Annotated in this window: 26 protein-coding genes; 13 read left to right on the top strand and 13 right to left on the bottom strand. The window is 49.5% G+C overall.

What is annotated here, in order from left to right:
• Window positions 1–21 precede the first annotated feature (21 nt).
• Window positions 22–1,101 (bottom strand): uroporphyrinogen decarboxylase, encoded by a 1,080-nt coding sequence (gene hemE / locus WG68_RS15160; RefSeq protein ID WP_046558556.1) that lies wholly within the window; start codon window positions 1,099–1,101, stop codon window positions 22–24.
• Window positions 1,102–1,391: 290 nt separating this feature from the next.
• On the bottom strand, window positions 1,392–2,186 hold the full coding sequence (nudC, locus tag WG68_RS15155; RefSeq protein ID WP_046558555.1) for an NAD(+) diphosphatase: 795 nt from the start codon (window positions 2,184–2,186) through the stop codon (window positions 1,392–1,394).
• Between the two features lie 164 nt (window positions 2,187–2,350).
• Here nudC and WG68_RS15150 point away from each other — a divergent pair, with 164 nt between their 5' ends.
• Window positions 2,351–2,836, top strand: coding sequence for an Rsd/AlgQ family anti-sigma factor (locus WG68_RS15150; protein WP_046558554.1), 486 nt, complete (start codon window positions 2,351–2,353; stop codon window positions 2,834–2,836).
• 63 nt (window positions 2,837–2,899) lie between these two features.
• Here WG68_RS15150 and WG68_RS15145 read toward each other — a convergent pair whose 3' ends face one another.
• Window positions 2,900–3,628: an FKBP-type peptidyl-prolyl cis-trans isomerase gene (locus tag WG68_RS15145; RefSeq protein WP_046558553.1), complete on the bottom strand. Its 729-nt coding sequence runs from the start codon at window positions 3,626–3,628 to the stop codon at window positions 2,900–2,902.
• 104 nt (window positions 3,629–3,732) lie between these two features.
• Here WG68_RS15145 and WG68_RS15140 point away from each other — a divergent pair, with 104 nt between their 5' ends.
• Together WG68_RS15140 and WG68_RS15135 are read left to right on the top strand one after the other, a co-directional pair.
• Complete coding sequence (locus tag WG68_RS15140) at window positions 3,733–4,704, top strand: WD40 repeat domain-containing protein (RefSeq protein ID WP_046558552.1); 972 nt, start codon at window positions 3,733–3,735, stop codon at window positions 4,702–4,704.
• Window positions 4,697–4,924 (top strand): SlyX family protein, encoded by a 228-nt coding sequence (locus tag WG68_RS15135; RefSeq protein WP_046558551.1) that lies wholly within the window; start codon window positions 4,697–4,699, stop codon window positions 4,922–4,924. Before WG68_RS15140 ends, WG68_RS15135 begins: the two co-directional genes overlap by 8 nt.
• Window positions 4,925–4,944: 20 nt before the next feature.
• Here the strand turns inward: WG68_RS15135 and WG68_RS15130 are convergent, their stop codons facing one another.
• Window positions 4,945–5,151 (bottom strand): YheV family putative zinc ribbon protein, encoded by a 207-nt coding sequence (locus tag WG68_RS15130; RefSeq protein WP_046558550.1) that lies wholly within the window; start codon window positions 5,149–5,151, stop codon window positions 4,945–4,947.
• Window positions 5,152–5,251: 100 nt separating this feature from the next.
• Between WG68_RS15130 and WG68_RS15125 the strand changes: the two genes are divergently transcribed.
• From WG68_RS15125 to WG68_RS19945, 3 genes are all read left to right on the top strand, one after another.
• A complete protein-coding gene (locus tag WG68_RS15125) occupies window positions 5,252–7,159 on the top strand; it encodes an ATP-binding cassette domain-containing protein (protein WP_046558549.1) in 1,908 nt (635 codons plus the stop codon).
• Complete coding sequence (locus tag WG68_RS15120) at window positions 7,152–7,649, top strand: TIGR02444 family protein (RefSeq protein ID WP_046558548.1); 498 nt, start codon at window positions 7,152–7,154, stop codon at window positions 7,647–7,649. The genes WG68_RS15125 and WG68_RS15120 overlap by 8 nt, the downstream gene beginning before the upstream one ends.
• A gap of 102 nt (window positions 7,650–7,751) precedes the next feature.
• Window positions 7,752–7,898: a DUF3149 domain-containing protein gene (locus tag WG68_RS19945; protein WP_083923080.1), complete on the top strand. Its 147-nt coding sequence runs from the start codon at window positions 7,752–7,754 to the stop codon at window positions 7,896–7,898.
• 12 nt (window positions 7,899–7,910) lie between these two features.
• Here WG68_RS19945 and fdxA read toward each other — a convergent pair whose 3' ends face one another.
• Complete coding sequence (fdxA, locus tag WG68_RS15115) at window positions 7,911–8,234, bottom strand: ferredoxin FdxA (RefSeq protein ID WP_046558547.1); 324 nt, start codon at window positions 8,232–8,234, stop codon at window positions 7,911–7,913.
• Window positions 8,235–8,453: 219 nt separating this feature from the next.
• On the opposite strand from fdxA, the gene WG68_RS15110 reads away from it, so the two are divergent.
• From WG68_RS15110 to WG68_RS15095, 4 genes are all read left to right on the top strand, one after another.
• Entirely contained in the window at window positions 8,454–9,095 is a 642-nt protein-coding gene (locus WG68_RS15110; RefSeq protein ID WP_046558546.1) for a response regulator, read from the top strand.
• Window positions 9,082–9,471 carry a response regulator gene (locus WG68_RS15105; protein WP_046558545.1) on the top strand — a complete coding sequence of 130 codons (390 nt, stop codon included), beginning with the start codon at window positions 9,082–9,084 and terminating at the stop codon, window positions 9,469–9,471. The genes WG68_RS15110 and WG68_RS15105 overlap by 14 nt, the downstream gene beginning before the upstream one ends.
• A gap of 148 nt (window positions 9,472–9,619) precedes the next feature.
• The gene (locus WG68_RS15100) at window positions 9,620–11,239 is read left to right on the top strand and encodes an NAD(P)/FAD-dependent oxidoreductase (protein WP_046558544.1); all 1,620 of its coding nucleotides are present in this window, start codon (window positions 9,620–9,622) and stop codon (window positions 11,237–11,239) included.
• Window positions 11,240–11,244: 5 nt separating this feature from the next.
• Window positions 11,245–12,030: a CLCA_X family protein gene (locus tag WG68_RS15095; RefSeq protein WP_046558543.1), complete on the top strand. Its 786-nt coding sequence runs from the start codon at window positions 11,245–11,247 to the stop codon at window positions 12,028–12,030.
• Between the two features lie 12 nt (window positions 12,031–12,042).
• On the opposite strand, the gene WG68_RS15090 is transcribed toward WG68_RS15095, so the two are convergent.
• The 3 genes from WG68_RS15090 to WG68_RS15080 form a co-directional block, all read right to left on the bottom strand.
• Window positions 12,043–13,419: a sensor domain-containing protein gene (locus WG68_RS15090; protein ID WP_046558542.1), complete on the bottom strand. Its 1,377-nt coding sequence runs from the start codon at window positions 13,417–13,419 to the stop codon at window positions 12,043–12,045.
• 89 nt (window positions 13,420–13,508) lie between these two features.
• Complete coding sequence (locus WG68_RS15085) at window positions 13,509–15,059, bottom strand: GMC family oxidoreductase (protein ID WP_046558541.1); 1,551 nt, start codon at window positions 15,057–15,059, stop codon at window positions 13,509–13,511.
• Entirely contained in the window at window positions 15,059–15,562 is a 504-nt protein-coding gene (locus WG68_RS15080; RefSeq protein WP_046558540.1) for a hypothetical protein, read from the bottom strand. Before WG68_RS15080 ends, WG68_RS15085 begins: the two co-directional genes overlap by 1 nt.
• Window positions 15,563–15,614: 52 nt before the next feature.
• On the opposite strand from WG68_RS15080, the gene WG68_RS15075 reads away from it, so the two are divergent.
• Together WG68_RS15075 and WG68_RS15070 are read left to right on the top strand one after the other, a co-directional pair.
• Window positions 15,615–16,616 (top strand): hydrolase, encoded by a 1,002-nt coding sequence (locus WG68_RS15075; RefSeq protein WP_046558539.1) that lies wholly within the window; start codon window positions 15,615–15,617, stop codon window positions 16,614–16,616.
• Window positions 16,613–16,852, top strand: coding sequence for a YheU family protein (locus WG68_RS15070; RefSeq protein WP_046558538.1), 240 nt, complete (start codon window positions 16,613–16,615; stop codon window positions 16,850–16,852). The genes WG68_RS15075 and WG68_RS15070 overlap by 4 nt, the downstream gene beginning before the upstream one ends.
• Before the next feature lie 25 nt (window positions 16,853–16,877).
• On the opposite strand, the gene WG68_RS19220 is transcribed toward WG68_RS15070, so the two are convergent.
• Window positions 16,878–17,645: a M15 family metallopeptidase gene (locus WG68_RS19220; protein ID WP_052749126.1), complete on the bottom strand. Its 768-nt coding sequence runs from the start codon at window positions 17,643–17,645 to the stop codon at window positions 16,878–16,880.
• Between the two features lie 193 nt (window positions 17,646–17,838).
• On the opposite strand from WG68_RS19220, the gene WG68_RS15060 reads away from it, so the two are divergent.
• Window positions 17,839–19,692 (top strand): choice-of-anchor I family protein, encoded by a 1,854-nt coding sequence (locus tag WG68_RS15060; RefSeq protein WP_046558537.1) that lies wholly within the window; start codon window positions 17,839–17,841, stop codon window positions 19,690–19,692.
• A 54-nt stretch (window positions 19,693–19,746) separates the two neighbouring features.
• Here WG68_RS15060 and WG68_RS15055 read toward each other — a convergent pair whose 3' ends face one another.
• The 4 genes from WG68_RS15055 to pckA all read right to left on the bottom strand — a co-directional run bounded on the left by WG68_RS15055 (window position 19,747) and on the right by pckA (window position 25,542).
• On the bottom strand, window positions 19,747–20,886 hold the full coding sequence (locus WG68_RS15055) for a Kelch repeat-containing protein (protein WP_046558536.1): 1,140 nt from the start codon (window positions 20,884–20,886) through the stop codon (window positions 19,747–19,749).
• Window positions 20,887–20,999: 113 nt separating this feature from the next.
• The gene (locus tag WG68_RS15050; RefSeq protein WP_046558535.1) at window positions 21,000–22,619 is read right to left on the bottom strand and encodes a methyl-accepting chemotaxis protein; all 1,620 of its coding nucleotides are present in this window, start codon (window positions 22,617–22,619) and stop codon (window positions 21,000–21,002) included.
• A gap of 157 nt (window positions 22,620–22,776) precedes the next feature.
• The gene (locus tag WG68_RS15045) at window positions 22,777–23,790 is read right to left on the bottom strand and encodes a flotillin domain-containing protein (protein WP_083981911.1); all 1,014 of its coding nucleotides are present in this window, start codon (window positions 23,788–23,790) and stop codon (window positions 22,777–22,779) included.
• A 153-nt stretch (window positions 23,791–23,943) separates the two neighbouring features.
• The gene (pckA, locus tag WG68_RS15040; protein ID WP_046558534.1) at window positions 23,944–25,542 is read right to left on the bottom strand and encodes a phosphoenolpyruvate carboxykinase (ATP); all 1,599 of its coding nucleotides are present in this window, start codon (window positions 25,540–25,542) and stop codon (window positions 23,944–23,946) included.
• Window positions 25,543–25,648: the final 106 nt, after the last annotated feature.

Raw genomic sequence — 25,648 nt, 5'->3', positions numbered from 1 at the left:
TTTCAGATGGCCTTTACAGCATTACTCTGCCGTGGTATCCAGATGATACGTACGGCTTAACGACTGTACTGCATCAATAAATACACCTGCCCTTTCCGGGTCAACATCTGGCGTAATGCCATGTCCCAGATTAAAAACATGGCCAGAACCCTGACCATAACTATCGAGAATACTCTGAACTTCCTGCCGGATCCGCTCGGGTGAACCCAGTAATACTGAGGGGTCCATATTACCCTGCAGGGCAACATTGCTACCTATTCTGGACCGGGCATTACCAATGTCAGTCGTCCAGTCAAGGCCAACAGCATCACAACCTGTCGCCGCAATCACTTCCAGCCACTGGCCACCATTTTTAGTGAACAAGGTTACCGGTACTTTGCGGCCTTCAGCTTCACGGGTTAAACCGTTTACGATGGTTTGCATATAACTCAATGAAAACTCTTTATAGTCACGCGGCGTTAAAATGCCACCCCAGGTGTCAAATATCATTACTGACTGGGCACCTGCAGCAATTTGCGCATTAAGGTACAACACAACACTTTGCGCCAGTTTGTCTAACAGCATATGGAGCACTTCAGGTTCGCTATACATCATTTTTTTAATGATACTGAAAGTCTTGCTGCCACTGCCTTCAACCATATAGGTAGCGAGAGTCCAGGGGCTTCCCGAGAAACCAATTAGTGGCACGCTGCCATTCAACTCGCGCCGGATAGTCCGCACAGCGTCCATAACATAACGCAGTTCCTGCTCAGGATCGGGTATCGGCAAATTAACCACATCCATAAAGTCACGGATTGGCCGTTGGAATTTCGGGCCTTCGCCTTCACCAAAATACAAACCAAGTCCCATCGCATCGGGAATGGTTAAAATGTCACTGAATAAAATGGCCGCATCCAGCGGATATCGACGTAACGGCTGCAGCGTAACCTCGCAGGCCAGCTCGGGGTTTTTACACAATGACATAAAGTCACCGGCTATCGCCCTGGTCGCCCGGTACTCCGGCAAATAACGACCAGCCTGGCGCATCATCCAAACGGGTGTGCGGTCAACGGGCTGCTTTAGCAGGGCTCGCAGGTAACGGTCATTCTGTAATTGCATCATCTTTTCGCCTTCAAAAAAAACTGCATCAGTTTACCATCTGTCACGGCCCGACTCTATATAATCAGCGTTAATCTGCCGTTCAGGTTTTTTCAGCCAGGCACTTGTATCTGTTAACACTATCTGTTATAAACTTACTGCGCTAGTGAAGAATTATAAGCGAGAAGCCTGTTAAACGGGACCATGCTGTACCAAGTTAAGCCACATTTTGTGGCTTTTTTATTTGCTGCCATCCATGGCGCAACCCTTCGGGCCAATGCTTCGCACTGTTAAAAATCTTTCCGGAAGATTATTTATCTGCTGTTTTTCTGCTGCAAATATCTGATAATTTTGCCCGACAATGTTTCAACTGGAGGCACTTCAGGTAGTTTGGTTAAGTCAAACCATGCTGCTTCTGCAATCTCATTTGGCTGACAAACAATGTCGCCCCCCTGATAGTTAGCTGTAAAACCGGTCATCAGTGAGTGCGGGAATGGCCAGGGCTGGCTGCCCATATACCTTAAGTGGCTAATCTTCACTCCTACTTCTTCCTTAACTTCACGTACAGCAGCTTGTTCCAGTGTTTCAGCCGATTCAACAAAGCCTGCCAGAATAGAAAAAAAACCAGCTTTGTGACGGGTTGAACGGGCCAGCAGTATTTGCCCGGGCCGGCTAATCCCCACTAACACACAAGGGGCAATTCGCGGATAACAACGGTGGCCACATTTATTGCATAATGCCGCCAACTCCCAGTTAACTAAATGCATGGCACTGCCACACTGCCCGCAAAAGCGGTGAGTTTGTAAGAATAATGCAACCTGCAACGCCCTTGCCGCCAATTGAAATAACATTTCATCCTGATTTAACAGATTCCGGGCAGAGTGCCAAACCGAGTCATCAGTGACCTGATCATGGTCTACCACTAAATAACAGGGCTGCTGCTGATATTCACCGAGCCAGCATATTTGCTCTGGATCTACTGCAATGGCCAGGCTGCCCAATCTTCCCTGTGGCAGCAAACCATCTTCAGTCATATAAAGACGGCCTTTATTGACAATAAACCATAACCCCTGACTTTGCCTGGTAAGTGCAATACTGTGCTTTATCATGATTAAGTCCTTAATTAGCGCAGTTTATTCAGTTACAGATCAGCGCACTGTTGTTATGATACGGGCAGAATAGTGGGCTGACCAATAAAATAATGGTTGATCTTTAGTGTGAAATTCTTTTAATTAGAGATAGCAGAACTTTTACTGCACTTAAGGAGAAGGACATGTACCGTCGTGTGCAACAAGCTCAACAAAAATGGGGAGGGTCGTTAACAGCAATAGATAACTGGCTTGACGAACGCCAGCAGCTTATCGTTAGTTATTGCAAGCTTGCCGGTTTGCCACCGTTTGAAAAAGACCGTCATACACTCCCAGCGCAGGAAAAAGTCCGGGAATTTTGTCAGTTACTGATGGATTATTTGTCAGCAGGCCATTTTGAAGTTTACGAACGTATTGTCACGCAATGCGCCGTCAATGGCACAGATTCACGCAAACTGGCAGACAGTTTATATCCGAAAATTGCGGTTTCAACCGACTTAGCATTAAGTTTTAATGATGCCTATGCTGACCACCTGAGTACGCGTGATAGCGCAGCTTTTGACCGGCAGCTATCTGATTTGGGTCAGGCCTTAGAAGAAAGGTTTGAATTAGAGGATAAACTGATTGATACACTGCACGCTAAACATACTGAAAATAGTGCGACAGTTTAACTAACGGCGTACAAGATTATGCAGCGACAACAGTAACTGTTATCGCTGCGCACTCAATTGCAATTATTCGCCAGCAACAATTTCCAGTAGTTCAACTTCAAATACTAACACGCTGTGTGGCGTTATAACGCCCATGTCACGCTCGCCATAGGCTAGCTCTGACGGAATAGTGAACTTGAATTTAGAGCCTACATTCATTAGCTGCACGCCTTCGGTCCAACCTGGAATAACCCGGTTTAAAGGAAACTCAGCTGGTGCATCACGATCATAAGAGCTGTCAAACTTGGTGCCGTCAGTAAGCGTACCAGTGTAATGTACTTTTACAATATCAGTTGCTTTTGGTTTAGGACCAGCGGCAGCTTGTAACACTTCGTATTGCAAGCCTGATTCGGTAACAGTAACGCCGTCTTTAGCCGCATTCTGCTCTAAATAAGATTTACCAGCAGCAATCACTGCTTCTGATTCAGCCGCAGCAAGTTCAGCTTGCTTGGTACGATATTGTTCATCTAACTTGGCTAACAGCTGTTGAATTTCATCATCACTGACACTGGAATTACCGGCCAGGCCATCTTTAACGCCTTGCAAAATTAAATCGCTGTTAAGCTCAACGGCAATTTTGTCATATTCCTGAACGGTGCTTTCCAGATAACGACCGGCGGACACGCCCAGACTATAAGCTTGTTTCGCTTGTTCAGTATCTAAAGCAGGCACTGCAGCTTGCTTTTCTTTCTGACAGGCACTTAAAGTAAGCACTGCTACGGCAATCAGTGAGAGTTTGGTTGTTACGCGCATTCATTTCTCCATATTTTGGCAGCCTGGCTGCAAAAGTGTGTTTTAATAATTCGTCAGGTTCTGGCCTATACTAACGGTTTGTGCGAATGAGGTTAACACCCACAATGAAATATCCTGTGCTTTTTCTTACTTTTTTAATCGCATCCTGCACAAAAGTAGAAACGACGGCACTGCAGCAATGGCAACATGTCGCTCAGGGCAGTTATGCGGCCGAAATAGCAAACGATGGACACTATGCTGTGGTGTCATCCATTCAGGATGGCCTGGCTTTTTGGGACTTGCGGCAAAACGTGCTGAAATACCAATGGCAACATACCCCAGAGCAGGATAATCTGGTATTTACGCTGGCGATCAGCCCGGATAACAGCCATGTATTCAGTGCTGATCAACAAACCTTTGCCCTCTGGCGTACTGACAACGGTGAAAACGTTGGTTTCTGGCAGCTCGATCAATCCTCAGTACGCGATATTGCCGTATCGGCCAGTGGAGCACATTTGCTAATTGGCAAAAGCGATGGTGCAGTGCAGCATATTACCCTGGCGTCTGGCCGTCGGCTGGAGTTTCTGGGCCATACCGAAAAAATTAACAGTGTCGCAATGTCGCCTAATGGCCGTTATGCACTGAGCGGCAGTAACGATTACCAGGCCTATCTCTGGGATACCAGCAGTGCGCAAATTGTGCACAGCTTCAGCCACCCGAGCCGGGTGAGTAAAGTCGCCCTTGACCCGCAAGGCCGCTTTGCTTTTACCGCTGACAGCCAGAGCCTGGCAAGAATTTGGGATATCCAAACTGGCGCCTTGATCAGCACCTTACAAATTACCGCCCGCCAGCAAGTATTTAGCGCTGTACGTTTTAGTGACGATGGTCAGTATTTACTCACCGGAGCCCCGACTCGTAGTTTAGTGCTGTGGCGAGTGAATGACGGCAAAGAGTTACAGCGCTGGCGGGTGAGCCCACGCAAAGGCAGCAGGCCGGCCAGTGCGGTGGTACATGCAGTGGCATTCTTAAGCCCAACACGTATAATCAGTGAAAGTTCCAGTGGTTTTGCTGAGGTTTGGGAAATAAATTATGAATGATAGAGATGCTGCAATGCAGCAACAACTGATTGAACTGGAAAACAAACTGGCCTTTCAGGAAGATACTGTAAACAGCCTTAATAATGAGCTACACCAGCATCAGATGCGGATAGAGAAACTTCAGCAACAAGTGATGTTGCTGGCCGATAAGCTGCGCCAGTTACCGGAAGACCAGGGTATTCTGTCGCCAGAACAAGAGCCACCGCCACCACATTACTAGCCGTTTGCACGCCAGCTGCTTTAGTCAGGTTTAAACACCCCTATCACCTGTTCGCTGCTGCGGCTGGCTTTGCTTACCTGCTGCTCCGGCTGCACCATCTGATGGCCGCAACTAACACACTCTACCTTTTCCACATTATTTTCCAGGAACAACATCATGGTGTCTAGCGCGTGGCATTTGGGGCAGCTGGCGCCAGCAATAAAACGTTTTTTCTTGCGAACAGTCATAGTCTTCTCATTTGATTAGCGGCAATTTTCAGCTTAGCCCTTGGTTTATGCTGGTTATAGCGTAAAATTGGCGCCCTAGTTCAGTATTACAGGTAAAAGCATGATTCAGTTACAGCAGGTTGAACTGCGCCGTGGCCCGCAGGCCTTATTTACTAATGCCGATCTTACCGTATTTCCGGGGCAAAAAGTCGGAATTATTGGTGCCAATGGTTGCGGTAAGTCCAGCCTGTTCGCCATGCTGCAGGGTAAACTGCACGCTGATGCAGGCAATATCAACATACCTGAGCGCTGGGTAATATCAACTGTAGCCCAGGAAACGCCGGCATTAGACTGTAGTGCCATGGATTATGTACTGCAAGGCGATGAAAAGTTATTTCCATTGCTGCTAAAAGCTCGTAGCCAATGCAGTGAAACTGATTTAGCTGCGGTGCATTTGCAGATAGAAGCACTGGATGGCTACCGGGCGGAAGCCAAAGCCGGCGTACTACTCGATGGTTTAGGCTTTAGCGGAGATGCCCAGCAACAGCCCGTTAAATCTTTTTCGGGCGGTTGGCGTATGCGTCTGAACCTGGCCAAAGCACTTATGCAACCCGCTGAATTGTTGCTGCTGGATGAACCGACTAACCACCTCGACTTAGATGCCGTGCTGTGGCTGGAGAAGTATCTGGCGAATTATCAGGGCACCTTGCTGCTGATTAGCCATGACCGTGACTTTCTGGATGCGGTAACCGACAATATTGTGCATATCGAACGACAAACCCTCACCTTATATAAAGGTAACTACAGCCAGTTCGAGCGCCAGCGCGCCGAACAGTTGTCGCAGCATCAGGCAAACTTTGACAAGCAGCAACGACAGGTCGCCCATCTGCAGAAATTTATCGACCGCTTTAAAGCTCAGGCGACTAAAGCGCGGCAGGCGCAAAGCCGCATAAAAGCATTGGAACGCATGACCATACTAGCCCCAGCTCATGTTGACTCACCTTTTAGCTTCAGCTTTCGCGAACCAAAATCGTTGCCCAATCCGCTGTTAAAAATGGAAAATGTACAGGCTGGCTATGCCGACCATATCATTTTAAGTCAGATTAAATTTCAGCTGTTACCCGGCAGCCGTATTGGCTTATTGGGGCGCAATGGCGCCGGCAAATCTACCTTAATTAAACTGCTGTCAGGTAGCATGGCGCCGCAAAGCGGTGACATCTGGTATGCCAATGGCGTAAGTTTAGGTTATTTTGCCCAGCACCAGCTGGAAACCCTGCGCCCGCAAGACTCCCCGTTACAACATTTAGTGCGGCTCGACCCCTTAGTGCCCGAGCAAAAGCTTCGTGATTTCTTAGGCGGCTTTGGCTTTCATGGCGACAAGGCATTAGAGGCCTGCGCACCTTTTTCCGGTGGCGAAAAAGCCCGGTTGGTGCTGGCATTAATAGTTTATCAGCGCCCTAATCTGCTGCTGCTGGATGAACCCACCAACCACCTTGATTTAGATATGCGTGAAGCCATTGTGATGGCACTACAGGAGTTCGAAGGCGCCATAGTTATCGTTTCACACGACCGCCATCTGCTTAGCAGCTGCACCGATGAGTTTTATCTGGTAGCCCATGGCAGGGTAGCCCCTTTTGATGGTGATTTAGCTGACTACTACCAGTGGCTGCAACAAGACGCAAGACAAAGCAACAGTGCTGCAGTGGCTGATGCGCCAGCCAGCAGCAATGTGGTGCGTAAAGATCAGAAACGACTGGAAGCTGAACTGCGTAACTTACTGCGGCCGCTAAAGCAAAAAGTCGAAAAGCTGGAGCAACAACAGCAGAAGTTGACCGAACAACTGGCCGGCATTGAACAGCAACTAGCCGATGCAGATATCTACAGCGCCGAGCGCAAAACAGAGCTTACTGCACTGTTAGCAAAACAAGCCAGCGCCAGTAGCAGCCTTAGTAATATTGAAGAAGAGTGGTTTATGGCGCAGGACGAACTAGAGCAACAAACTGAACGCTTCTGGCAAAACAATGACTGACAGCAGTAACAATAAAATGCCAGTGCCAACTGAGCAGCAACTGTGGCAATTCAGCCTGGCGTTGTATCCAAAAGTCCAGCAGCTTTGTCTGGACTGGCAGGACAGCTTCGGGCTCAACGTTAACCTGCTGCTATTGCTTTGCTATCTGGAACAACAGCAGTGTAGCCTGAATGGACAACAGTTAGAGCAGCTTGCCGCAAAGCTTGTCAGCTTCAGCCGCCAGTTTACCCAGCCGCTGCGCCAGCTCAGGCGCCATAGCAGCAACGCCAGCCTGCCTGCTGCGCAGCAGCAACAACTTATGCAAACACTGCTGCAGGCCGAGCTCTCGCTGGAGCAACTAGAGCAACAGTTACTGCTTGAGTCTTGCCCACCACTTACTGCCAGCAGGCAGCCCCTTATAGAGCGTTACCTGAGCGCTCTGAATGCCCAAAGCCAGGCATTAACGGCGCAAATTATTGATCTGCGTCAAGCCATCAAGCGACTGAGCTAACACCGTCAGCAAAGTTTGATCTGTATCAGTTCACGCCCCGGCCCGCTTACCTAGACTTCAGGCATCGACACATCAGTTACTACAGCGCAAGAGGGCAAGATTATGAACTTGTGGCATGAATTCTTAAATGATCCGGTAATTTTCATTTCGTTTACCGGTCTGGCGATAGTGATAGGCCTATGTCTGTTTTATGCAGTCTATTTTATTTATAAAATAGATCACGATACACCAGACTCAAAGCAGCACTAATGCCCACTTAGACTACGTTTCAAGATAACGTAGTTTTTCAGGCACGCCATTCCAGCTATCTGCATCGGCTGGTGGGGTTTTTACTTCACGGATATTGGGCCATAGCTCGGCCAGCTCGGCATTAAGCTGAATAAAGCCATGCTGCGTTGCGGGTACTTTTTCTTGCTGCACTATGGCATTAGCCGGACATTCTGACTCACATAACGCGCAGTCGATACAAATTGTCGGGCTGATCGCCAGAAAGTTCGGCCCTTCAAAAAATGCATCTACCGGGCATACCGCAACGCAGTCGGTATATTTGCATTTAATACAGTTATCCAACACGACAAAGGCCATAATTTACGGGCTCCACAGTTTGCAGGCAGCGGATCATACTGCAGCAGACAAAAAAAACAAACTAACAGCAATATTGTTTACTTAAGTCTCGACACTCCTAAGCTCACCGCGGCAAGACTGCTTGCCAAATCTGCCAGAACCCTATACCGTAATTTCAGCAGCTGTAACGGCCTTTATCACCAACACCTCCCGGAAAATGGCTGAGCCTCAGGAGCCGACATGACAACATATAAGCATATTTTGATTGCCGAAGACGACAGCTTTCTGCTTTCGCTACTCGATATACAGTGTAGCAGCCTCAATATGGAGACATGTTGTGTAGAGAATGGTGAGCAGTTGATAACTGAAGCGCTGAGCTATCAGTACGATATTATCTTAACTGACATTCAGATGCCGTTGTGTGACGGTATTCAGGCAATGCAGATCTTAAGGCGTCTGGGCTATGACCGACCAATATTTGCGATGTCTGCGGATAGTCTCGACTGCGAAGGATTTGATTTCATTTTGCAAAAACCAGTAGATATTGATCAATTGGCTGAGCTGTTTAATCAAACACCGCAACAACAAAAAGTTCAGTTGCAGATAAGTAGCGAACTAACTGCACTGTTTTATCAGAATTTATCGCAGCTTAGCCAAGATTTCGCCACGGCGATACACAACAGGGATTTTGTTTTGATGCGTCAAATTTGCCATAAAATTAAGGGGGGGGCCGCAAGCTTCGGTTTAAGTATTCTGAGTCAACTGGCGGATCAGCTGCAGCAAAGGCTTAGCGCAGAAACGCTCAACGACAATCTTCTTGAAGAAGGTCGGCAGTTTCTGCTGGTTTTACAGCAGTCTGGAGCAAAAAATGAGACCGCCTAGAATATTACTGGTTGATGATGTAGATTACAGCCGCCAGCTTTTACGTAATAATATTATGGCACTGGCTGATGCTAAATTACTGAAATATCAAAATTTCAACTTCTTTAACGCCGGTACTGCAGCTGATGCCAACATACTATTCAGGTTGCACCAGCCCGATATAATATTCCTGGATATTGAGCTACCTGATCACTCAGGCTTAGAGCTTTTAGCGCAATTTAAACAGGAAAAACCTGCTTGCTTTGTCGTAATGGTCAGTGGTGCCAGCACGCTTGATAATGTCACCCAAAGCATCAAAATGGGCGCAGCCACTTTTATTGTTAAACCATTTAGTGGCGATAAAATATTAGCCGCGATACGTTTATTCGAAAAATAGCGCAGCCAGCAATCAGCGTTGGGCGCAGTGTAAACTCAGAGACACCAAAAACCGTTGCGGACAATTGCAGCCGCTTGGCGTAAAATAGCCCCATCTTGTGAGCGGTTGGCCTGTTGCCAGATCGCTATGACACCGATATGGAACCGCTATGCTGCGCCTGACTGAAATTAAACTACCGCTAAATCATGACGAAAATGGCATAACTGCAGCCATCCTTGGCAAACTGCAGATAAAAGCAGAGCAACTGCACAGTTTTACCGTGTTTAAGCGCGGCTTTGACGCCCGCAAAAAAACCGACATCCAGTTAATTTATACTCTGGATTTAGAGGTCGAAAACGAAGCGGCATTATTAGCCAGCTTTGCCAAGGATCCGCATGTTAAGCTCTCGCCTGACACCCGTTATCAGTTTGTCGCTCAGGCGCCGGCTAATTTAACTGAACGGCCCATTGTGATTGGCCTGGGTCCTTGCGGCCTATTCGCTGGTCTGCTTTTAGCACAAATGGGCTTTAAACCGATTATTTTAGAGCGCGGTAAAGAAGTTCGCGAACGCACCAAAGACACCTTTGGTTTTTGGCGCGGCAAAGAATTGAACCCCGAATCAAACGTGCAATATGGCGAAGGCGGTGCCGGCACCTTCTCTGATGGCAAGCTATACAGTCAGGTAAAAGACCCAAAACACTATGGCCGCAAGGTGATGAGCGAATTTGTCGCCGCCGGCGCACCCGACGAAATAATGTATGTTAGCAAGCCGCATATCGGTACCTTTAAGCTGGTGTCGATGGTTGAAAAAATGCGGGCAACTATACTCGCGCTGGGCGGGGAAATCCGCTTTAGCAGCAGAGTAGATAAACTGCATATTGCTGATGGTCAGTTGACCGGTTTAACCCTGGCCAGTGGCGAGCAACTGCATAGCAAACATGTGGTGCTGGCTGTCGGCCACAGCGCCCGTGATACCTTTCAGATGCTGTACGATCAAGGAGTGTATGTTGAAGCCAAACCGTTCTCGATTGGTTTTCGGATTGAACATGAGCAGTCGATGATTGACGAGTGCCGCTTTGGCCCTAATGCCGGCAACCCGATTTTAGGCGCGGCTGACTACAAGCTGGTGCATCATGGCAGCAACAACCGTACAGTATACAGTTTTTGTATGTGCCCGGGCGGCACCGTGGTCGCAGCGGCCTCTGAACCAGGCGGTGTGGTGACGAATGGCATGAGCCAATACTCGCGTCATGAACGTAATGCTAATAGCGCCATTGTAGTGGGCATTGACCCGGAGCGGGATTACCCTGGTCACCCACTTGCCGGTATTGAACTGCAGCGCCAGCTGGAGCAATTGGCGTTTAAAGTGGGCGGTGAAAACTACCAGGCACCAGCACAATTAATTGGTGACTTTTTAGCGGGCAAGCCATCGAAGGAGCTGGGTGAGGTAAAACCGTCCTATACGCCAAATATTACCCTGACCGATTTAGCCCAGGTGCTGCCCGACTTTGCCATCGCCGCCATTCGCGAAGCGATACCAGCCTTCGACCGGCAAATTAAAGGTTTTGCCAAAGCCGATGGTTTACTGACTGGGGTTGAAACCCGTACCTCCTCGCCCATTTGCATTAAGCGTGGCAGTGACTATCAAAGTATCAATATCAAAGGGTTATACCCGGCTGGTGAAGGCGCTGGCTATGCCGGTGGTATTTTATCGGCCGGTATTGATGGCATTAAAGTGGCCGAAGCGCTGGCATTGGCCATGCTGGATGCCAATAACACCTCAGTTTAAAACTGATGGCAGAGGCGCTAAACCGGCAGTATTACCGCAACGGCCCACCACACCGGGCCGGCGCGGATGTAAGCTTTGGCGATCTGGTAAAAATTTTTGGTTTTAACAGCATCCATATCGGTCGCTGGGTGCAAAACGCCGAGCAACAGCAAGCCGCCAATCTGTTTTATGATGCGCTATGTGATTTACAGCTAATATTGCAGGTACCAGAGCAGGTTATATCGCTAAATGGCAGCCTGGCATTAACCTACGGCATAGGTGGTCAGCGCGGGGTGTGTGCCCACTACCAGCCGCAGGGCCGTATTTTAGCGCTGGCCAAAAATGCCGGTGGTGGCAGCCTGGCCCACGAATGGTTCCATGCTTTTGACCATTATATTGCCAGCAAACTGTTCAGCCCAATGCCGCCTGCTAACCGCTTTGCCAGCCGTTGCTGGCTTGAGTCGATGCCGCAACATCAACATCCACTAAATGCGTTGTTAGATCAGGTTTTTATCAGCCTGTTTTTGTCTGCCGATGGCAACAGTGAAAGCGATTATTTCCGCCACTGCCGGAGCCTGGATACCAAACAGCAGCAGCTGTATCTGGCAATGCCAGAAGAAATGGCTGCCCGGGCTTTTGAGAATATGCTACAGCGCCAGTCGCTGAAAAACAGTTTTCTGGTATCCGGTACTTTGCAAAGCAAGGCGGCTAAACTGGGGGTGTATCCGGATGAACCACTAAGCACGGCTCTTAGCCAGCTCTGGCTGCCCTATTTCCATGCTTTAGGTCAGGGCCTACGACAGCAACGCTAGCAAGCACAACTATTAGGGCGTTTTACGGTTAAACAGCAGTTTGCCATTACTGCGCAGTACCTGATTACCACCGGCTTTTTTCGCCAGATACATGGCCTCATCGGCGTTGAGTATTAACTCTTTTTGGCTACTGCCATGCTCCGGATATAAAGCAATACCAATACTGGGGTTTATTGTCAGCTGCTGGCCGTCGATAACGTATGGCTGGCAAAGCAGCAACCGGATATTCTCTGCCAACTGCATGGCGGTGGCTTCACTGCTTACCTGCTCTAACAAAATAACAAATTCATCCCCCCCAAAGCGGGCGGCGGTATCAGTTTGGCGGATCGCCTGTTGCAAACGCAGGGCAGTTTGTTGCAATAGCTCGTCACCCACATTATGACCAAAACGGTCATTAACCTGCTTAAATTTGTCTAAATCCAGGTACAGCAATGCCATTATAGCTTGCTCCCGCCCGGCCCGGGCCAGCGCTGAATGCATCCGATCCTGAAATAGCTCACGGTTTGGCAAACCGGTCAGCTGATCATACAGCGCATGAAACTGTAAACGAGCCAGCATTTGCTTACGCTCTATCGATACCGCAACCTGAGTGGCGACGAACTCCAGCATTTCCAGTTCGAGCTGGCTGTAACTTGCCGCCTGGCCAGTATTTTGTGCCAGCAGCACGCCAATAGTACCGCTGTGGGTTTTCAGTGGCACCGCCAAGGCATTGATGTCTGGCTGCACGGCGGCCAGTTTCTTACTGGCACGCGGCGATGACTGCTGCAGGCCATAAAACAACTCGCTCTGGCCGCTACTAAGTACCTTATTACATAGCTCTCTGGTCAGTAGTGAAGTGTTGGAGGGTAGTGTATCGGTACTGGTATAGCCAAAACGCAAGCCATTCTGGCTATCATAGCGGGCAATCACAAAACTCTGCATCGGCATTAAGCCGGCAATAATCTGATGAATTTGCTGGTATAGCTGGTCAATATCTTCTGCAGCAAAAGCCGCTTCTGATATGGCATAAAGGGCGGCCTGACGCCGCTGCGCCAATTTCAGGCTGCTGATATCCCGGGCGACAGCCACCCGTTGCTGCTTATCTTCCGACCAACGAGCCGACCACAGCAAATGCACTACGCTACCATCTTTGCGGATATAACGGTTTTCAAAATCCAGCTTTACTGCACCCTGATTAATTTGCTCGGCAGCAGCCAGGGTGATTGGCTGATCATCCGGATGAATAAACTCCAGCATGGAATGGCCAAGCATTTCCTGCGGTTTATAACCAAAAATGCGCTCAGCACCGGGGCTGATAAATTCAAAGCAACCGTGCTTATCTACCACGCAGATAGCATCCAGCAGCAGATCAATGTAGTTACTCAGTACCCTGTAGCTGGGTTCGGTCATTTTATTCGGCTTCGTAAATTATCAGATTGTAACCGGGATGCTGCCCCCAGCTTGCTGGTTTAACAATAGCATGAAATCAAAAAGGCAAACTATGCCGTTGTCAGCTCTGAGCGCAACAGCTGACAATTTAACCAGGTCATGCCATAGATAGTAAGCTGCGGGTTAGCCCCTAAACTGGTGGGCAGGATGGAGCCGTCGAATACGGATAAGTTTTGCAGCTGATGATGACGGCCCTGTTGGTTTACCACGCCTTTGCCAGGATCGACGCTCATATTGCAGCCGCCCATCACATGGGCTGATGCTACAGTTTGCCGGTATTTCTGCATCGGTAAGGCGTCTATAGCGGCCTTTGCCTCACGCCAGCTGTTATACAGTTTAGCATCGTGATGAATGGGCAATACCTGCCTAGCACCGGCAGCAAACTGCAGCTCTGCCATCGACAATAAAGCCCGGCGCGCACCCTGCCATAAATAATCGGTAATAGGGTAATCCAGCACTGGCTGCTGCTGGCTATCGAGAAGCACCCTGCCACCCTGGCTTTGCGGGTGAAAACCATCGCGCAGCAGCGCTATCGTCACCTGCAAGCGGTTAAACTGCTGCATTAACGCCGCATGCTGCTCACCCGTGCCGAGCAGCTTGGTGGCCATCAATACCGGGTGCACCGGCGCCGCTTCCAGCTTATAGCCGATATGGTCGGTTGCTGGCCAGACAAATTGATCCGAGTAAATCGACTGCGGCGCGCCGGCATGGCCATTAATCTCTTCAGCAAATAGTGCACCGCTGATCAGCGACGGATGTAAATATGTATGCTTGCCCAGCCGGCCAGAAGGGTTTGGCACTTTCGAGCGTAGCAAAATGGCCGGTGAGCCAATAGCGCCCGCTGCCAGAATATAGTGTTTAGCGCGAATACCAATACGGATATCGTTGCGTGGCTGAAAGTGCTGATCAACAGGTACCGCCTCAATACCTGTAATGTTGCCGCCTTGCCAGCTGAATTTTCGTACCGAAATGCGTGAGATTAAGCTCGCCCCCAGCGCCAGCGCTGCTGGTATTGTACTAACCAGCATCGACTGCTTACCATTAATCGGGCAGCCCATGCCGCAATAACCTAAATTAGCGCAGCCATTAACATTGCGGCTGATAATAGTGTGCTCCCAGCCCAATGCCTGACAGCCACGCTGCAGCACACTGTTATTGCCATTTGGGGGCACAGGCCAGGGTTGGATATTTAAGCGCTGTTCAGCTTTTTCAAAATAAGGCGTTAATTCATTCGCGCCACTAAAATTGAGATCAAACTCGCTTTGCCAGTAATCCAATGTTAGCTTGGGGGTGCGAATAGAAGTGGTCCAGTTAACAGTGGTGGAACCGCCAACCGTGCGGCCTTGTAAAATGCCAATCGCCTGATCGCGGGTTTTGCGGGCAGCGCCTTCCTGATACAAATTGGGGTAAGCCCAGCGCTCTTCCATCACAAAGTCGTCACGGGTGTAGTAGGCGCCCTCTTCTAACAGCAATACGCTAAAGCCGGCCTGGGCCAGTTGCTCAGCGGCAATACCGCCACCGGCGCCTGAACCAATAATCACGATATCGGCTTCAAACTGCTGATCCTGAGTAAACTGACTGGCATCCAGGTGGTGAGTCATTAGCGAAACCTCGGAGCAGAATATGCCAATGGCTGCCAGTGTTCGGGCTGGCCATAGTAAGCACCATATAACAGCTCGCGCAGGCCATGGTAGGCTTGCTGTAACACGCCAAGATAACTGTCACGCCAGCTGTTAAGCAGCGCCAACCGCTGCGGGATGGATAAACCGGCCAGCTGAGTTAAATGCCCCGTCAGGCCCAGGCGGCTAATGCGATTAGCTAGCAGGTTAAATAACTGGTGCAACTCTTGCTGCTGGCGTAGTGGCAGAAATGGCAAAAAATCATTAATTGCAGCTTTAGTGCGCGCCAGTTCAGCCGCTGCCAGGGTCGCATCTTCGGGTAAAGCCCCGTACAATAGCGCAGGTAAGATTGCCGACAGCACCAAATCACGATGGTGCTCATCAGCACTCAGGCTTTGTCGCCAGCCATACAGACTCAGAGTGCCACCTAAACTGGCAACAGCTGCTAAGGCAATGCCGGATAAAATAAATTGCCGCCGATCCATAGTGCTGCACCATTAGTAAAAGTTAAACCATTGTTTATCAGGATTCGAACATTTGCAAGCTCAGCTCAGACCAGTCGTTCACGCGCCGTTCCAGCCCGCCTGGTGGTTGAGGCATGCCCATTTGCAAACTATTTTTGCCAAGTATTTAAGCCCGAAACAGCAGTTAAATACTGCAGCCGAAATATTTAGCCTGCCCGATGGTGATGAGCTGCAGCTAAACTGGCTGCATCCGGAACAGACCACGGCAGAGGCACCGCTGCTGATTCTGCTGCATGGCCTGGCCGGTGATATTAACAGCCACTATATACAGGCAATGCTGGCGCAGTGCCGGGCACTGAGCTGGTCAGCCGTACTGCTGCATTTTCGCGGCTGTAATGGCAAGCCGAATAAACTGCCACGCGCCTATCACAGTGGCGATACCGCCGATGCCGCTCTGGTGATAGCTGAAGTAACACGACGCTATCCCGGCCGGCCCTTAGTGGCTGTTGGCTATTCGCTCGGTGGCAATGTGTTGCTGAAATACTGCGGCGAGCAAGCTGGCCACAATCCACTGGCCGCGGCAATTGCAGTATGCCCGCCATTATCGCTGTCTGCCTGTGCCAAACGGATTAACAGCGGCAGCAGCAAACTGTATCAGCGCTATTTACTGGGCCGGTTAAAACGCAGTACCTTGTTAAAACTACAGCAATTTACTGATTTTCCGCTGCCGTTAACACCAGAACAAGTGCAGGGCTTTACCAGTATTGAGCAGTTTGACCAGCACTTTACTGCCCCTATTCATGGCTTTAAAAATGCACAGGATTATTATCAACGCGCCAGTGGCATGGCGTTTTTGCGCCATATTCAAGTTCCCACCCTGATTATTCATGCCAGAGATGACCCCTTTTTATCCGATGAGGTGATCCCCAGAGCCGACGAGTTAAGCGGCCACATTCATTATGAACTGACCCGCGGCGGCGGCCATGTTGGCTTTGTTTATGGCAGTATATTGAAACCCCAATTCTGGCTGAACCAGCGTATTCCGGCCTTTATTACCCAACAGTTGAATTTATGATTATTCCGTACACCGATATTGAACACGATACACTACACAACCTGATTGAATACTATGTGCTGCGCGAAGGTACTGATTATGGCGAGCAGGAAGTTTCCCTGAGTGAAAAAGTTGCCGCTGTCAGGCGCCAGCTGAAAAGTGGTGAGGTGGTCTTAGTGTACTCAGAGTTGCACGAAACCGTAAACCTGATGCCCAAACAGCTTTTTATACAACAGGCTACCGGGCAACAGGACTGACACCACCATACAGCGTAGTGGTGCCTTAACTTAGTAATTGCAAAAACGCACTATGGCAATAGCCGTCGGCCAGGCCATCGCCGGCCAAATCAACCTGCACCCAATCACCTTTGCTTTGCAGCAGCCACAGCCGTTGCCCGGCATGCAGGTTGCCAGTGACGTCAAAGTCAGTTCCAGGGCCGGCGCGCAGCCTGAGCCCGCTGCGGGCGTTAACCATGGCGTGTTGCCGGCTGGTGATCGGCACAGGCTCTTCAACTAAGGGCAGGTTGTCGGTACTGATTGCCGGCCGCTCTGATATCAAGGGTGGCATAGGTGGCGCCGGCGGCGGTCCCTGCCAGTTGCGGATCGCCTGGCGTAAATTGTCGGCCCAGTCGCTGTCCCCTCCCGGCGGGTAATGCCCTGCCATTAAAGCTGCCAGGGGCTGGCCCTTCATCTGTAGATGCGGTAACTCCCAACTTAATGGCTCCAGCTCTACCTTAGCGGCTAACTGATGCAGTTTTTTCCAGTGATTTTTAAATTCACCGTTATCTGCCCAGCTCCAGCGGCCATTAATAAAAAGGACAAAGTCTGCAGCAACGCCATACTGATGGTAGGATTGCCACGCATTAGCGCGGGTGACAATAGCGCCCGGCATGGTTCGCCCCTGCTGATATAGCTCGCGTTGTCGCTCGGGTGAACGAAACCCCTCGAATAATCTGAACGGTAAGTCTGCTTTGGTACACTCCTGCAACAAGCTACCTGCTTTTTCACGAAACACAGGATGCAGAGGCTCCAGCGCACTGTTTCTGCTCATAGAACGCCTCCTGAACGAAATGGCAACGGTTGTCGCCATTGGCATTCAGTATAGAAGCTTTTACGAATGCCGCGGCAGGCTTCACCAGCACCGGCCCTGCGTCATTAAAACGTCACAAAATATACATAAAAGCGCCATCAAACTAATTTAGCCTAACTTACTGATTATTCGAAATTTTAGGAAGCAAGTTCTGATGAAAGCCAAATACCTGTTAACTGCTGTTGCTATGGCAGTACTCACTGCCTGTAATTCGTCTGATGAACCCGTGTCAGAACCACAGATCCCTGAGCCGGTCGTGCTAACGCCCAGCACGCTCAGCCTGAGCTTATTAGGGCGTTACAGCAGTGAGGAGTACTTGGTCAGTGCGGCAGAAATTACCGCCTATGATGCCGACAGTAAACGTGCTTTTGTGGTTAACGCCCTGGCCGGTGCTGTTGATGTATTGTATCTGATTGATCCTGCCAATCCGGTTTATCTCGATACCTTAAGCGCCACTGATATTGCTGAAAACGCTGTTGTTAACAGTGTGGCAGCCCACAATGGCCTGATCGCCCTGGCGATAGAAAGCTCGCCCAAAACCGAGCGTGGCTTTGTTGCAGTGTACAATGCAGCAGATTTAACCCTGCGTGACTTCATCGAAGTCGGTGCTCAACCCGATATGCTGACCTTTACCCCGGATGGCCGCTTTATTCTGGTCGCTAACGAAGGTGAACCCAGCGACGACTATCAAATTGACCCTGAAGGTTCAGTAACAGTCATTGATGTCAGTAAGCCTGATACCTTGTTTGCTGCTACGGCGGATTTTCGCGCTTTTAACAGTAAAAAAGCCGAGTTAGTGGCGGCGGGCGTCAGGATATTTGGCCCCAATGCCGGCGTGACGCAGGATTTAGAGCCAGAATATATTACGGTTTCTGCAGATAACAGCACGGCCTGGATAGCCTTACAGGAAAATAACGCCCTGGCAGTACTGGATATCGCGTCAGCGACTATTACCGATATTCTGCCGCTGGGCTTCAAAGATCATGGTATAGCCGGCAATGGCATCGCAGTCAGTGATACCCAAAACGAGATTAACATCGCGCTGTGGCCCGGGGTGGTAGGCATGTACCAGCCAGATTCTATAGCCAGTTATACGGTAGACGGCGCTACCTATATCGTTACTGCCAATGAAGGTGATGCCCGCGCCTGGGGCGAAACCAACCAGGCATACTGGGATGGTGATGCCAGCCAGGGCTTTGTTGAAGAAATTCGCTTTAAACACTTGTTCCATAAAAATGGCTTTGACCGTCGGGTCGGCGATGATATGCCGCCGCAGTTAATTAGTCTGGCTGCAGGCGCACTATTAAACCCAGAGGTATTTGGCTATTGTGGTGCCGCAGCCGGCGAACCCGGCGACTGCCGTGATGACAACTTGTTAGGCCGCTTAACAGTCAGCTGGGTGGATGGCTATCGTAAAGATGCCAATGGCAATCCAGTCATGTTTAACATCAATGGTGTGGCCGATGAAAATGGCGACCGCCTGATGTACGATCAGGTATACGCGTTTGGTGGTCGTTCATTCGCTATCTGGTCAGCCAATGGTGAGTTAGTGTGGGATTCAGGTGACTTTATCGAGCAGTATCTGACCAGCGACGAATGCAAACTGGGTACTGAGCGCACTATTCTATGCGCCCAATACTTTAACGCTAATCACAGTGCCGGCAATAGCTTTGGTAACCGCAACGACAATAAAGGGCCTGAGCCGGAAGCCATTGCAGTTGGCAGTTTTGGTAACAAGACCTTCGCCTTTGTTGGCCTGGAGCGGATGGGCGGGGTAATGGTATTTGATATCAGCAACCCGGCAGCGCCAAGCTTTATTGACTATCTGAACACCCGCGACGACTGGCAAAACAACCCGGCTGACGTGCTGGCTACAGTTGGCGATTTGGGCCCAGAAGGTTTTACCTTTATCAGCGCCGACGATTCACCCAATGGTAAACCCTTACTGCTGATTGGCAACGAGGTGAGTGGCACCACAACCATTTACCAGATTAATTTAACTTATTAAGCATTGAACAAGTAACACAGGCCGCGATGATGCGGCCTGTGTTACTTTTGAAGGCTAGTTCGCCGGCAGCTTTAGAAAATAAGCTGGCTGACGCGGATTATTCAGCAACACAAAACCATCCAGCGCTTTAATATAGGCAAAGCGGCCAAAGGTACCGTGTCGCACCTGCGGCCCGGGGTCGCCTTCGATTACCATGCCCTGCCAACTTAGATTAGCCAAATCAAATTTATACAGTTTGCCATCTCCGGGCCACGCATAAAAATGGCCATCTTTGCTGTTGTATGTTAAACCGGGCGCTGGAAATTGCTGAATAAACTCAGCGTCGCCTTTTAACGGTAACCGGCTGCGTTGATAACCAGACTCAGCCGTTAAATCGTAAAGTATTTGGGTTTTATTACCGATAATCAGCATTTTACGGTTAACAGGATCAATGGCGGCATTGACGCCAAGGCCAAGGCCTCCTGCGCCGTTCAGCTTTTTGTAAACCCCTCCAGTTTGCTGATATTCATAACTGAATAACGCCGATCGGTTGTGAATATACACCAGCCCGGTTTGACTGTCGTAAGCCGCAACCACACCAAAAGCACCTGCCGGGATATCTCCCGTTGATTTATCTTTAAGCCAACGATTGCTGGAGGGGCTAAACAACCAGGTATCATTAGCTGCAGGCCCGGATGTGTTGCCAGCCAGTGCACCGGAAAATGCCCATAACAATCCGGATTGGCTGATAAAGGCCATACCATCATAGGTATGGCGCGAATTTGGCTGGCTACCGTCGAAAGGCTGCAATTCAGTTAATCTGGGCCGGGTTGCCGGGTCAGCCGGCTGCGCCGGTTCAGTCAGCCGTTGCAACCTGCCGCTCATGGCGTCCAGCTGGTACACCTCATTACCATAGTAGTCATTGTGGCCACCGCCCCAAAGATACAGCCGGCCTGTGCTTTCATCCAAATCAGCACCGCCCCAGGCAAATACCAGGTTGTGACAATAATCGCTGAAATTATAGCCATGTAAGCCATTAGGCGGGCAATGATCAGTCAGGGTGGTGTCAGGCAGCGCCTGCCAACCCTGCTGATAGCTGCGAGCAGTAGTGTTAGACCAGCCAGCATCGTTATTGGCTACGGACTGGAAAATGCTAAATAACAAGCCAAGCAATACCAGACTGCAGCATGTCGAAACATAACCAGAAAATTTCATATACTCTTGCTTTGTATTAGCTCTACGGGTTTAGTAACAGTAGCACAGCAGGCTAACTTAACGCTGAACAGCAACAGGCCGCCACTGTGGCCTGTTCTCTTGTGCCAGTCTCGCTACACCTTAAACTTACTGACCAGCTCGTTCAGCTCTACCGCCAAGCGGGTTAATTCACTGGCACTGGCGCTGGTTTGGCTGGAACCGTCAGCCGTTTGTGAGGCTAAGTCACTGATGGTCACTATATTACGGTCAATTTCCCGCGCCACTTTAGATTGCTCTTCCGCCGCCCCCGCTATTACGTGATTCTGATCACTGATAGCCGTAATATTCTCAGCAATCAGCTCTAGTGCATCTGCTGCTGATTTCGCAACACTCTGCGCATTCTCTGCATTACCGCTGATCAGTTGCATGGCATCCACGGCTTCTTTGGCAGAAGCTTGCACCTGCTGGATCATCTGCTCTATTTCGCCGGTCGAGGTTTGGGTTCGATACGCCAGGCTGCGTACCTCATCGGCTACTACCGCAAAACCACGGCCGGCTTCACCGGCACGGGCAGCTTCAATGGCAGCATTTAATGCCAGCAAATTCGTTTGATCGGCAACGTTACGGATAACTTCCAACACCTGATTAATTGACGATACCTTTTCCGCCAGGGTATTGATTACCCGGGTACTCTGCCGTACATCAGCATTCATTTTCTCAATCACGCTGCTGGTCTGCACCACTTTCTGGGTACCATCTCTGGCCAGGCTGGCCGATTGCGATGAGGCTTCAGAGGTTTTCAGAGCGGTGCCGGCTACTTCATCAACAGCCGAGCTCATTTCAGTGATCGCTGTCGCAGCCTGCTGCACTTCATCGTTTTGCAACATTAACGCTTTGGCCGACTCATCGGTTACGACGTTCAACTCTTCGGCAGCAGAGGCTAACTGATTTGACGAGCTGGCAATATGGCCAATAGCATCACGCAGTTTTTGTTGCATTTGCTGCAATGCCTGCGCTAATTCGGTCAGCTCATCATTGCCGTCAACACTGACCTGCTGGGTAAGATCGCCATCAGCAATAAAGCGAGCCGATACCACTGAGCGCGCCAGTGGCTGGCTGATACTGCGGGAAATTAAGACTGAAACGGCCACGGCAATTGCTACCGCTACCACAATTAAGCTAATCACAGCCATTTTGGCGGCATTATAGGTTTCGATAGATTCTGCACGGGCTTCCTGCGCGGCTTGCTGGTTAATCTGTTCCAGTTGAGCGAGCGACTGGGCTATCTCAGTTGCCACCGGATTCATTTGATCCAGTAAATCCTGTGCTGCTCCCAACTCTTCTTTACGCAGAAAATCTAAGGCTTGGTCCTGCAATTCGAAATACGTTTGTCTTGATGCAACATACTGCCCAAAGATAATCCGCTCCTGTGGATCAAAAATTGTCGCTTCATAGGGTTTTTCAGTACTAAGAATTTCTGCCCTTATTCGATTAATGGCATTAAATGTCTCGCCTTCCTGCGTGATATCGATTGCAAGTAATAACTGCAAGGTCAACGCTCTGTTCCGGTTGATATTGGTTCCGAGATTACCTATGCCAGACAGGCCTGAAACAACTGTGGTTTCTACGAAATCTGCCTGAGATCTGACCTTAGATAAGCTTTGCAAGCTAAATAAGCCAGAAATAGCCAATAGCAGTGCCAAAGTACCAAAGGCTGCCAGTAATCTTTTCTGAATTGTTATCGAGCGTAACATCTGTCACCTCTGTGAGAATTGGAGTTATACTCAACTACCTTACCTTAAGTGGTGGAAAATGTCTTACTTTACAATGTAAAGCCGCTACAACACGGTAGCGGCTTTACTCTGAACAGCCAGCGCTCGCTGAAAACGTCGCGGCGTTACTTCAGTATAGTTATTGCTTCAGCGGCGCCTGTAATGCCTCGGTCATGCCATTAATATCACCGGCTTTTAAGCCAATTTCTGATAATAACGAATCAAGAATAGGCGCCTGAGCCCGATAACGCAGCGCACTATTTACCACCTGGTCTGCCAGTGAGCCGTTACCCGCGTCTGCCGCTCCGCCTTCGCTGCTGCCGCTACCCTGAGTACCCATACCGTTAACCTGCAAGATCTTAATATCGCTGATTTGTTCCATCGGTTTAACGCTTTGAGCGATGATTTCTGGTAGTTGCTCAATCAGCGCCAGACGGATCTGCATCGCAATCTGCTCCACCGACAACATATTCGCAGCAGCGTTAATGGCCTTTTTACCTTCTGCATCTACCTCATAGCTGCGTGCTTTGGCGTCTGCCAGCAATAGTTCTGCGAATGGATAATTATGCGTTAAACTCTGGCGGATGTTATCAAGTTCAACCGCACTGAGCTCCGTTGAAAACAGTGCCTGGTAAGCCTGGTGTCGGCTTTCACTGTTATCGCCCAATCCAAGGTACAACGGATGGGGTGTCAGGCAGCTAATCGGGTTGCCTAATCCATGACACTGATAGCTTGACCAATGATACTCCGCCGGATGTTGCACCATTTTTGTCCGAACCGGATTTAGCTCTATGTAGCGCTGGCATTGCAGTAAATATTGCTCACTGTCTATCAAGCTGGCTTTATGCCGCCCTTCAAACAGCGTACCGCTGCGCCGGTAGTGCTTGTTAACATAACGCACATAGTCTCGACCAACACTTTGCATCACGCGGGAAATACCTTCTGTATCTTCAGGCGTCAGGAGCAAATGCACATGGTTGGTCATTAACACAAAAGCATGCAACTGCACATTATAGCGCTGCAGTGCCGTCTGCAGGCTATTTATGTAAAAGCCAAAATCTTCATCACAGAAAAAGCAGGCTTGGTGGTTATTTCCTCGCTGCACTACGTGACAGGGAATACCTTTGAGATAGAAGCGGGGTTTACGGGCCATCTTGACAATCCATTGTTACTATTATGCAACAAGTGTAGACTACGAACCGTTTATTAGCTCCGACCCCTTTTTCCCGACCCCTTTTTCCGACTTTTTCGCTCTAAAAACAAAAAACCAACCCGAAGGTTGGCTTTTGTTAACAATATAGTCTGGTTACAATTGCGGGCCAGCGGCAACTAACGCCTTGCCTTCGGCATTATCAGTAAACTTAGCAAAGTTATCGATAAAGCGTTTCGCCAGATCTTTTGCTTTTACATCCCAGTCTGCCGGGTTGTTGTAAGTAGCACGCGGGTCCAGAATACCATCCTGCACGTCGTGCAAGTGCGTTGGTATAGCCAGGTTAAAAAACGGTAGCTGCACAAACTCAGCGTTTTCAATGCTGCCATCTAAAATAGCATCGATAATAGCCCGGGTGGCTTTAATGGAAATACGCTTACCAGTGCCATTCCAGCCGGTATTTACCAGGTAGGCTTCAGCGCCAGATGCCGCCATCCGCTTGCCCAATACTTCAGCATACTTAGTCGGGTGCAGGCTTAAAAACGCTGCACCAAAACAGCTGGAGAACGTAGGCGTAGGTTCAGTTATGCCCCGCTCAGTACCAGCCAGTTTGGCGGTAAAGCCGGATAAAAAGTGATACTTGGCCTGTTCTTCAGTAAGCTTAGATACCGGCGGTAACACACCAAACGCATCAGCGGTTAAAAAGATCACTTTTTTGGCATGGCCTGCTTTGGATACCGGCGTTACAATATTGTCGATATGGTAAATCGGGTAAGACACCCGGGTATTTTCAGTTTTTGAACCATCATTAAAATCGATAGTGCCATCGTCTGCTACGCTGACATTTTCTAACAGGGCATCCCGGCGAATGGCGTGATAAATATCCGGCTCGTTTTCCTTGGATAAATTAATGGTCTTAGCGTAACAACCGCCTTCAAAGTTAAACACGCCGTCATCGTCCCAGCCATGCTCGTCATCGCCGATCAGCTGCCGCTTAGGATCAGTTGATAAGGTGGTTTTACCGGTACCGGATAAACCAAAGAACACCGCGACATTGCCGTCCTGGCACACATTGGCCGAGCAGTGCATAGACGCGATGCCCTTAAGCGGTAAAAAGTAGTTCATCATCGAGAACATACCTTTTTTCATTTCGCCGCCGTACCAGGTACCACCAATTAACTGAATTCGTTCAGTTAAGTTAAAGGCTACAAAGTTTTCTGAGTTTAAGCCCTGCTGCTGCCAGTTCGGGTTAGTGCACTTGGCGCCATTCATTACAATAAAGTCTGGCTTATAGCTTGTCAGCTCTTCATCCGTCGGCCGGATAAACATATTTTTAACGAAATGTGCCTGCCAGGCCACTTCGGTAATAAAGCGCACAGCTAAACGGGTATCAGCGTTGGCACCGCAATACGTGTCGACCACAAACAGGCGCTTTCCCGATAGCTGTTTAGTGACCAGTGTCTTTAAATCAGCCCACACTGCTGTACTGATCGGCTTGTTGTCGTTTTTACCTTGATCCGACCACCAGACCGTATCGCGGGTGGTGTCGTCTCGTACTATGTATTTATCTTTCGGGGAGCGGCCGGTAAAGATACCGGTATCTACCGAAACCGCGCCCAGCTTGGTCAGTTTGCCTTGTTCATAACCTTGCAGATCGCTGCGGGTTTCTTCCGCAAACAGCAAATCGTACGATGGGTTATAAACGATTTCCGTGACATCTGTAATGCCGTATTGGCCCAGATCCAGATCGGACATGATGTAACTCCTAAGGGTACTGTAGGTAAGGGTGCAGTCTCTAGCGGACTTATTATTTGTGTTATTTTTTGCGCAAAAGCCTGCTTTTTGCGCAAAAAATACCCTG

This window comes from Arsukibacterium ikkense (assembly GCF_000987775.1).
Classification (GTDB): Bacteria; Pseudomonadota; Gammaproteobacteria; order Enterobacterales; family Alteromonadaceae; genus Alishewanella; species Alishewanella ikkense.
This window is presented reverse-complemented; position numbering and strand designations above follow the sequence as displayed.

Excerpts from the sequence above, each read along its gene's own strand:
- hemE (WP_046558556.1), bottom strand. The coding sequence starts at position 1,101 with ATGATGCAATTACAGAATGACCGTTACCTGCGAGCCCTGCTAAAGCAG.
- nudC (WP_046558555.1), bottom strand. The coding sequence starts at position 2,186 with ATGATAAAGCACAGTATTGCACTTACCAGGCAAAGTCAGGGGTTATGG.
- WG68_RS15150 (WP_046558554.1), top strand. The coding sequence starts at position 2,351 with ATGTACCGTCGTGTGCAACAAGCTCAACAAAAATGGGGAGGGTCGTTA.
- WG68_RS15145 (WP_046558553.1), bottom strand. The coding sequence starts at position 3,628 with ATGCGCGTAACAACCAAACTCTCACTGATTGCCGTAGCAGTGCTTACT.
- WG68_RS15140 (WP_046558552.1), top strand. The coding sequence starts at position 3,733 with ATGAAATATCCTGTGCTTTTTCTTACTTTTTTAATCGCATCCTGCACA.
- WG68_RS15135 (WP_046558551.1), top strand. The coding sequence starts at position 4,697 with ATGAATGATAGAGATGCTGCAATGCAGCAACAACTGATTGAACTGGAA.
- WG68_RS15130 (WP_046558550.1), bottom strand. The coding sequence starts at position 5,151 with ATGACTGTTCGCAAGAAAAAACGTTTTATTGCTGGCGCCAGCTGCCCC.
- WG68_RS15125 (WP_046558549.1), top strand. The coding sequence starts at position 5,252 with ATGATTCAGTTACAGCAGGTTGAACTGCGCCGTGGCCCGCAGGCCTTA.
- WG68_RS15120 (WP_046558548.1), top strand. The coding sequence starts at position 7,152 with ATGACTGACAGCAGTAACAATAAAATGCCAGTGCCAACTGAGCAGCAA.
- WG68_RS19945 (WP_083923080.1), top strand. The coding sequence starts at position 7,752 with ATGAACTTGTGGCATGAATTCTTAAATGATCCGGTAATTTTCATTTCG.
- fdxA (WP_046558547.1), bottom strand. The coding sequence starts at position 8,234 with ATGGCCTTTGTCGTGTTGGATAACTGTATTAAATGCAAATATACCGAC.
- WG68_RS15110 (WP_046558546.1), top strand. The coding sequence starts at position 8,454 with ATGACAACATATAAGCATATTTTGATTGCCGAAGACGACAGCTTTCTG.
- WG68_RS15105 (WP_046558545.1), top strand. The coding sequence starts at position 9,082 with ATGAGACCGCCTAGAATATTACTGGTTGATGATGTAGATTACAGCCGC.
- WG68_RS15100 (WP_046558544.1), top strand. The coding sequence starts at position 9,620 with ATGCTGCGCCTGACTGAAATTAAACTACCGCTAAATCATGACGAAAAT.
- WG68_RS15095 (WP_046558543.1), top strand. The coding sequence starts at position 11,245 with ATGGCAGAGGCGCTAAACCGGCAGTATTACCGCAACGGCCCACCACAC.
- WG68_RS15090 (WP_046558542.1), bottom strand. The coding sequence starts at position 13,419 with ATGACCGAACCCAGCTACAGGGTACTGAGTAACTACATTGATCTGCTG.
- WG68_RS15085 (WP_046558541.1), bottom strand. The coding sequence starts at position 15,059 with ATGACTCACCACCTGGATGCCAGTCAGTTTACTCAGGATCAGCAGTTT.
- WG68_RS15080 (WP_046558540.1), bottom strand. The coding sequence starts at position 15,562 with ATGGATCGGCGGCAATTTATTTTATCCGGCATTGCCTTAGCAGCTGTT.
- WG68_RS15070 (WP_046558538.1), top strand. The coding sequence starts at position 16,613 with ATGATTATTCCGTACACCGATATTGAACACGATACACTACACAACCTG.
- WG68_RS19220 (WP_052749126.1), bottom strand. The coding sequence starts at position 17,645 with ATGAGCAGAAACAGTGCGCTGGAGCCTCTGCATCCTGTGTTTCGTGAA.
- WG68_RS15060 (WP_046558537.1), top strand. The coding sequence starts at position 17,839 with ATGAAAGCCAAATACCTGTTAACTGCTGTTGCTATGGCAGTACTCACT.
- WG68_RS15055 (WP_046558536.1), bottom strand. The coding sequence starts at position 20,886 with ATGAAATTTTCTGGTTATGTTTCGACATGCTGCAGTCTGGTATTGCTT.
- WG68_RS15050 (WP_046558535.1), bottom strand. The coding sequence starts at position 22,619 with ATGTTACGCTCGATAACAATTCAGAAAAGATTACTGGCAGCCTTTGGT.
- WG68_RS15045 (WP_083981911.1), bottom strand. The coding sequence starts at position 23,790 with ATGGCCCGTAAACCCCGCTTCTATCTCAAAGGTATTCCCTGTCACGTA.
- pckA (WP_046558534.1), bottom strand. The coding sequence starts at position 25,542 with ATGTCCGATCTGGATCTGGGCCAATACGGCATTACAGATGTCACGGAA.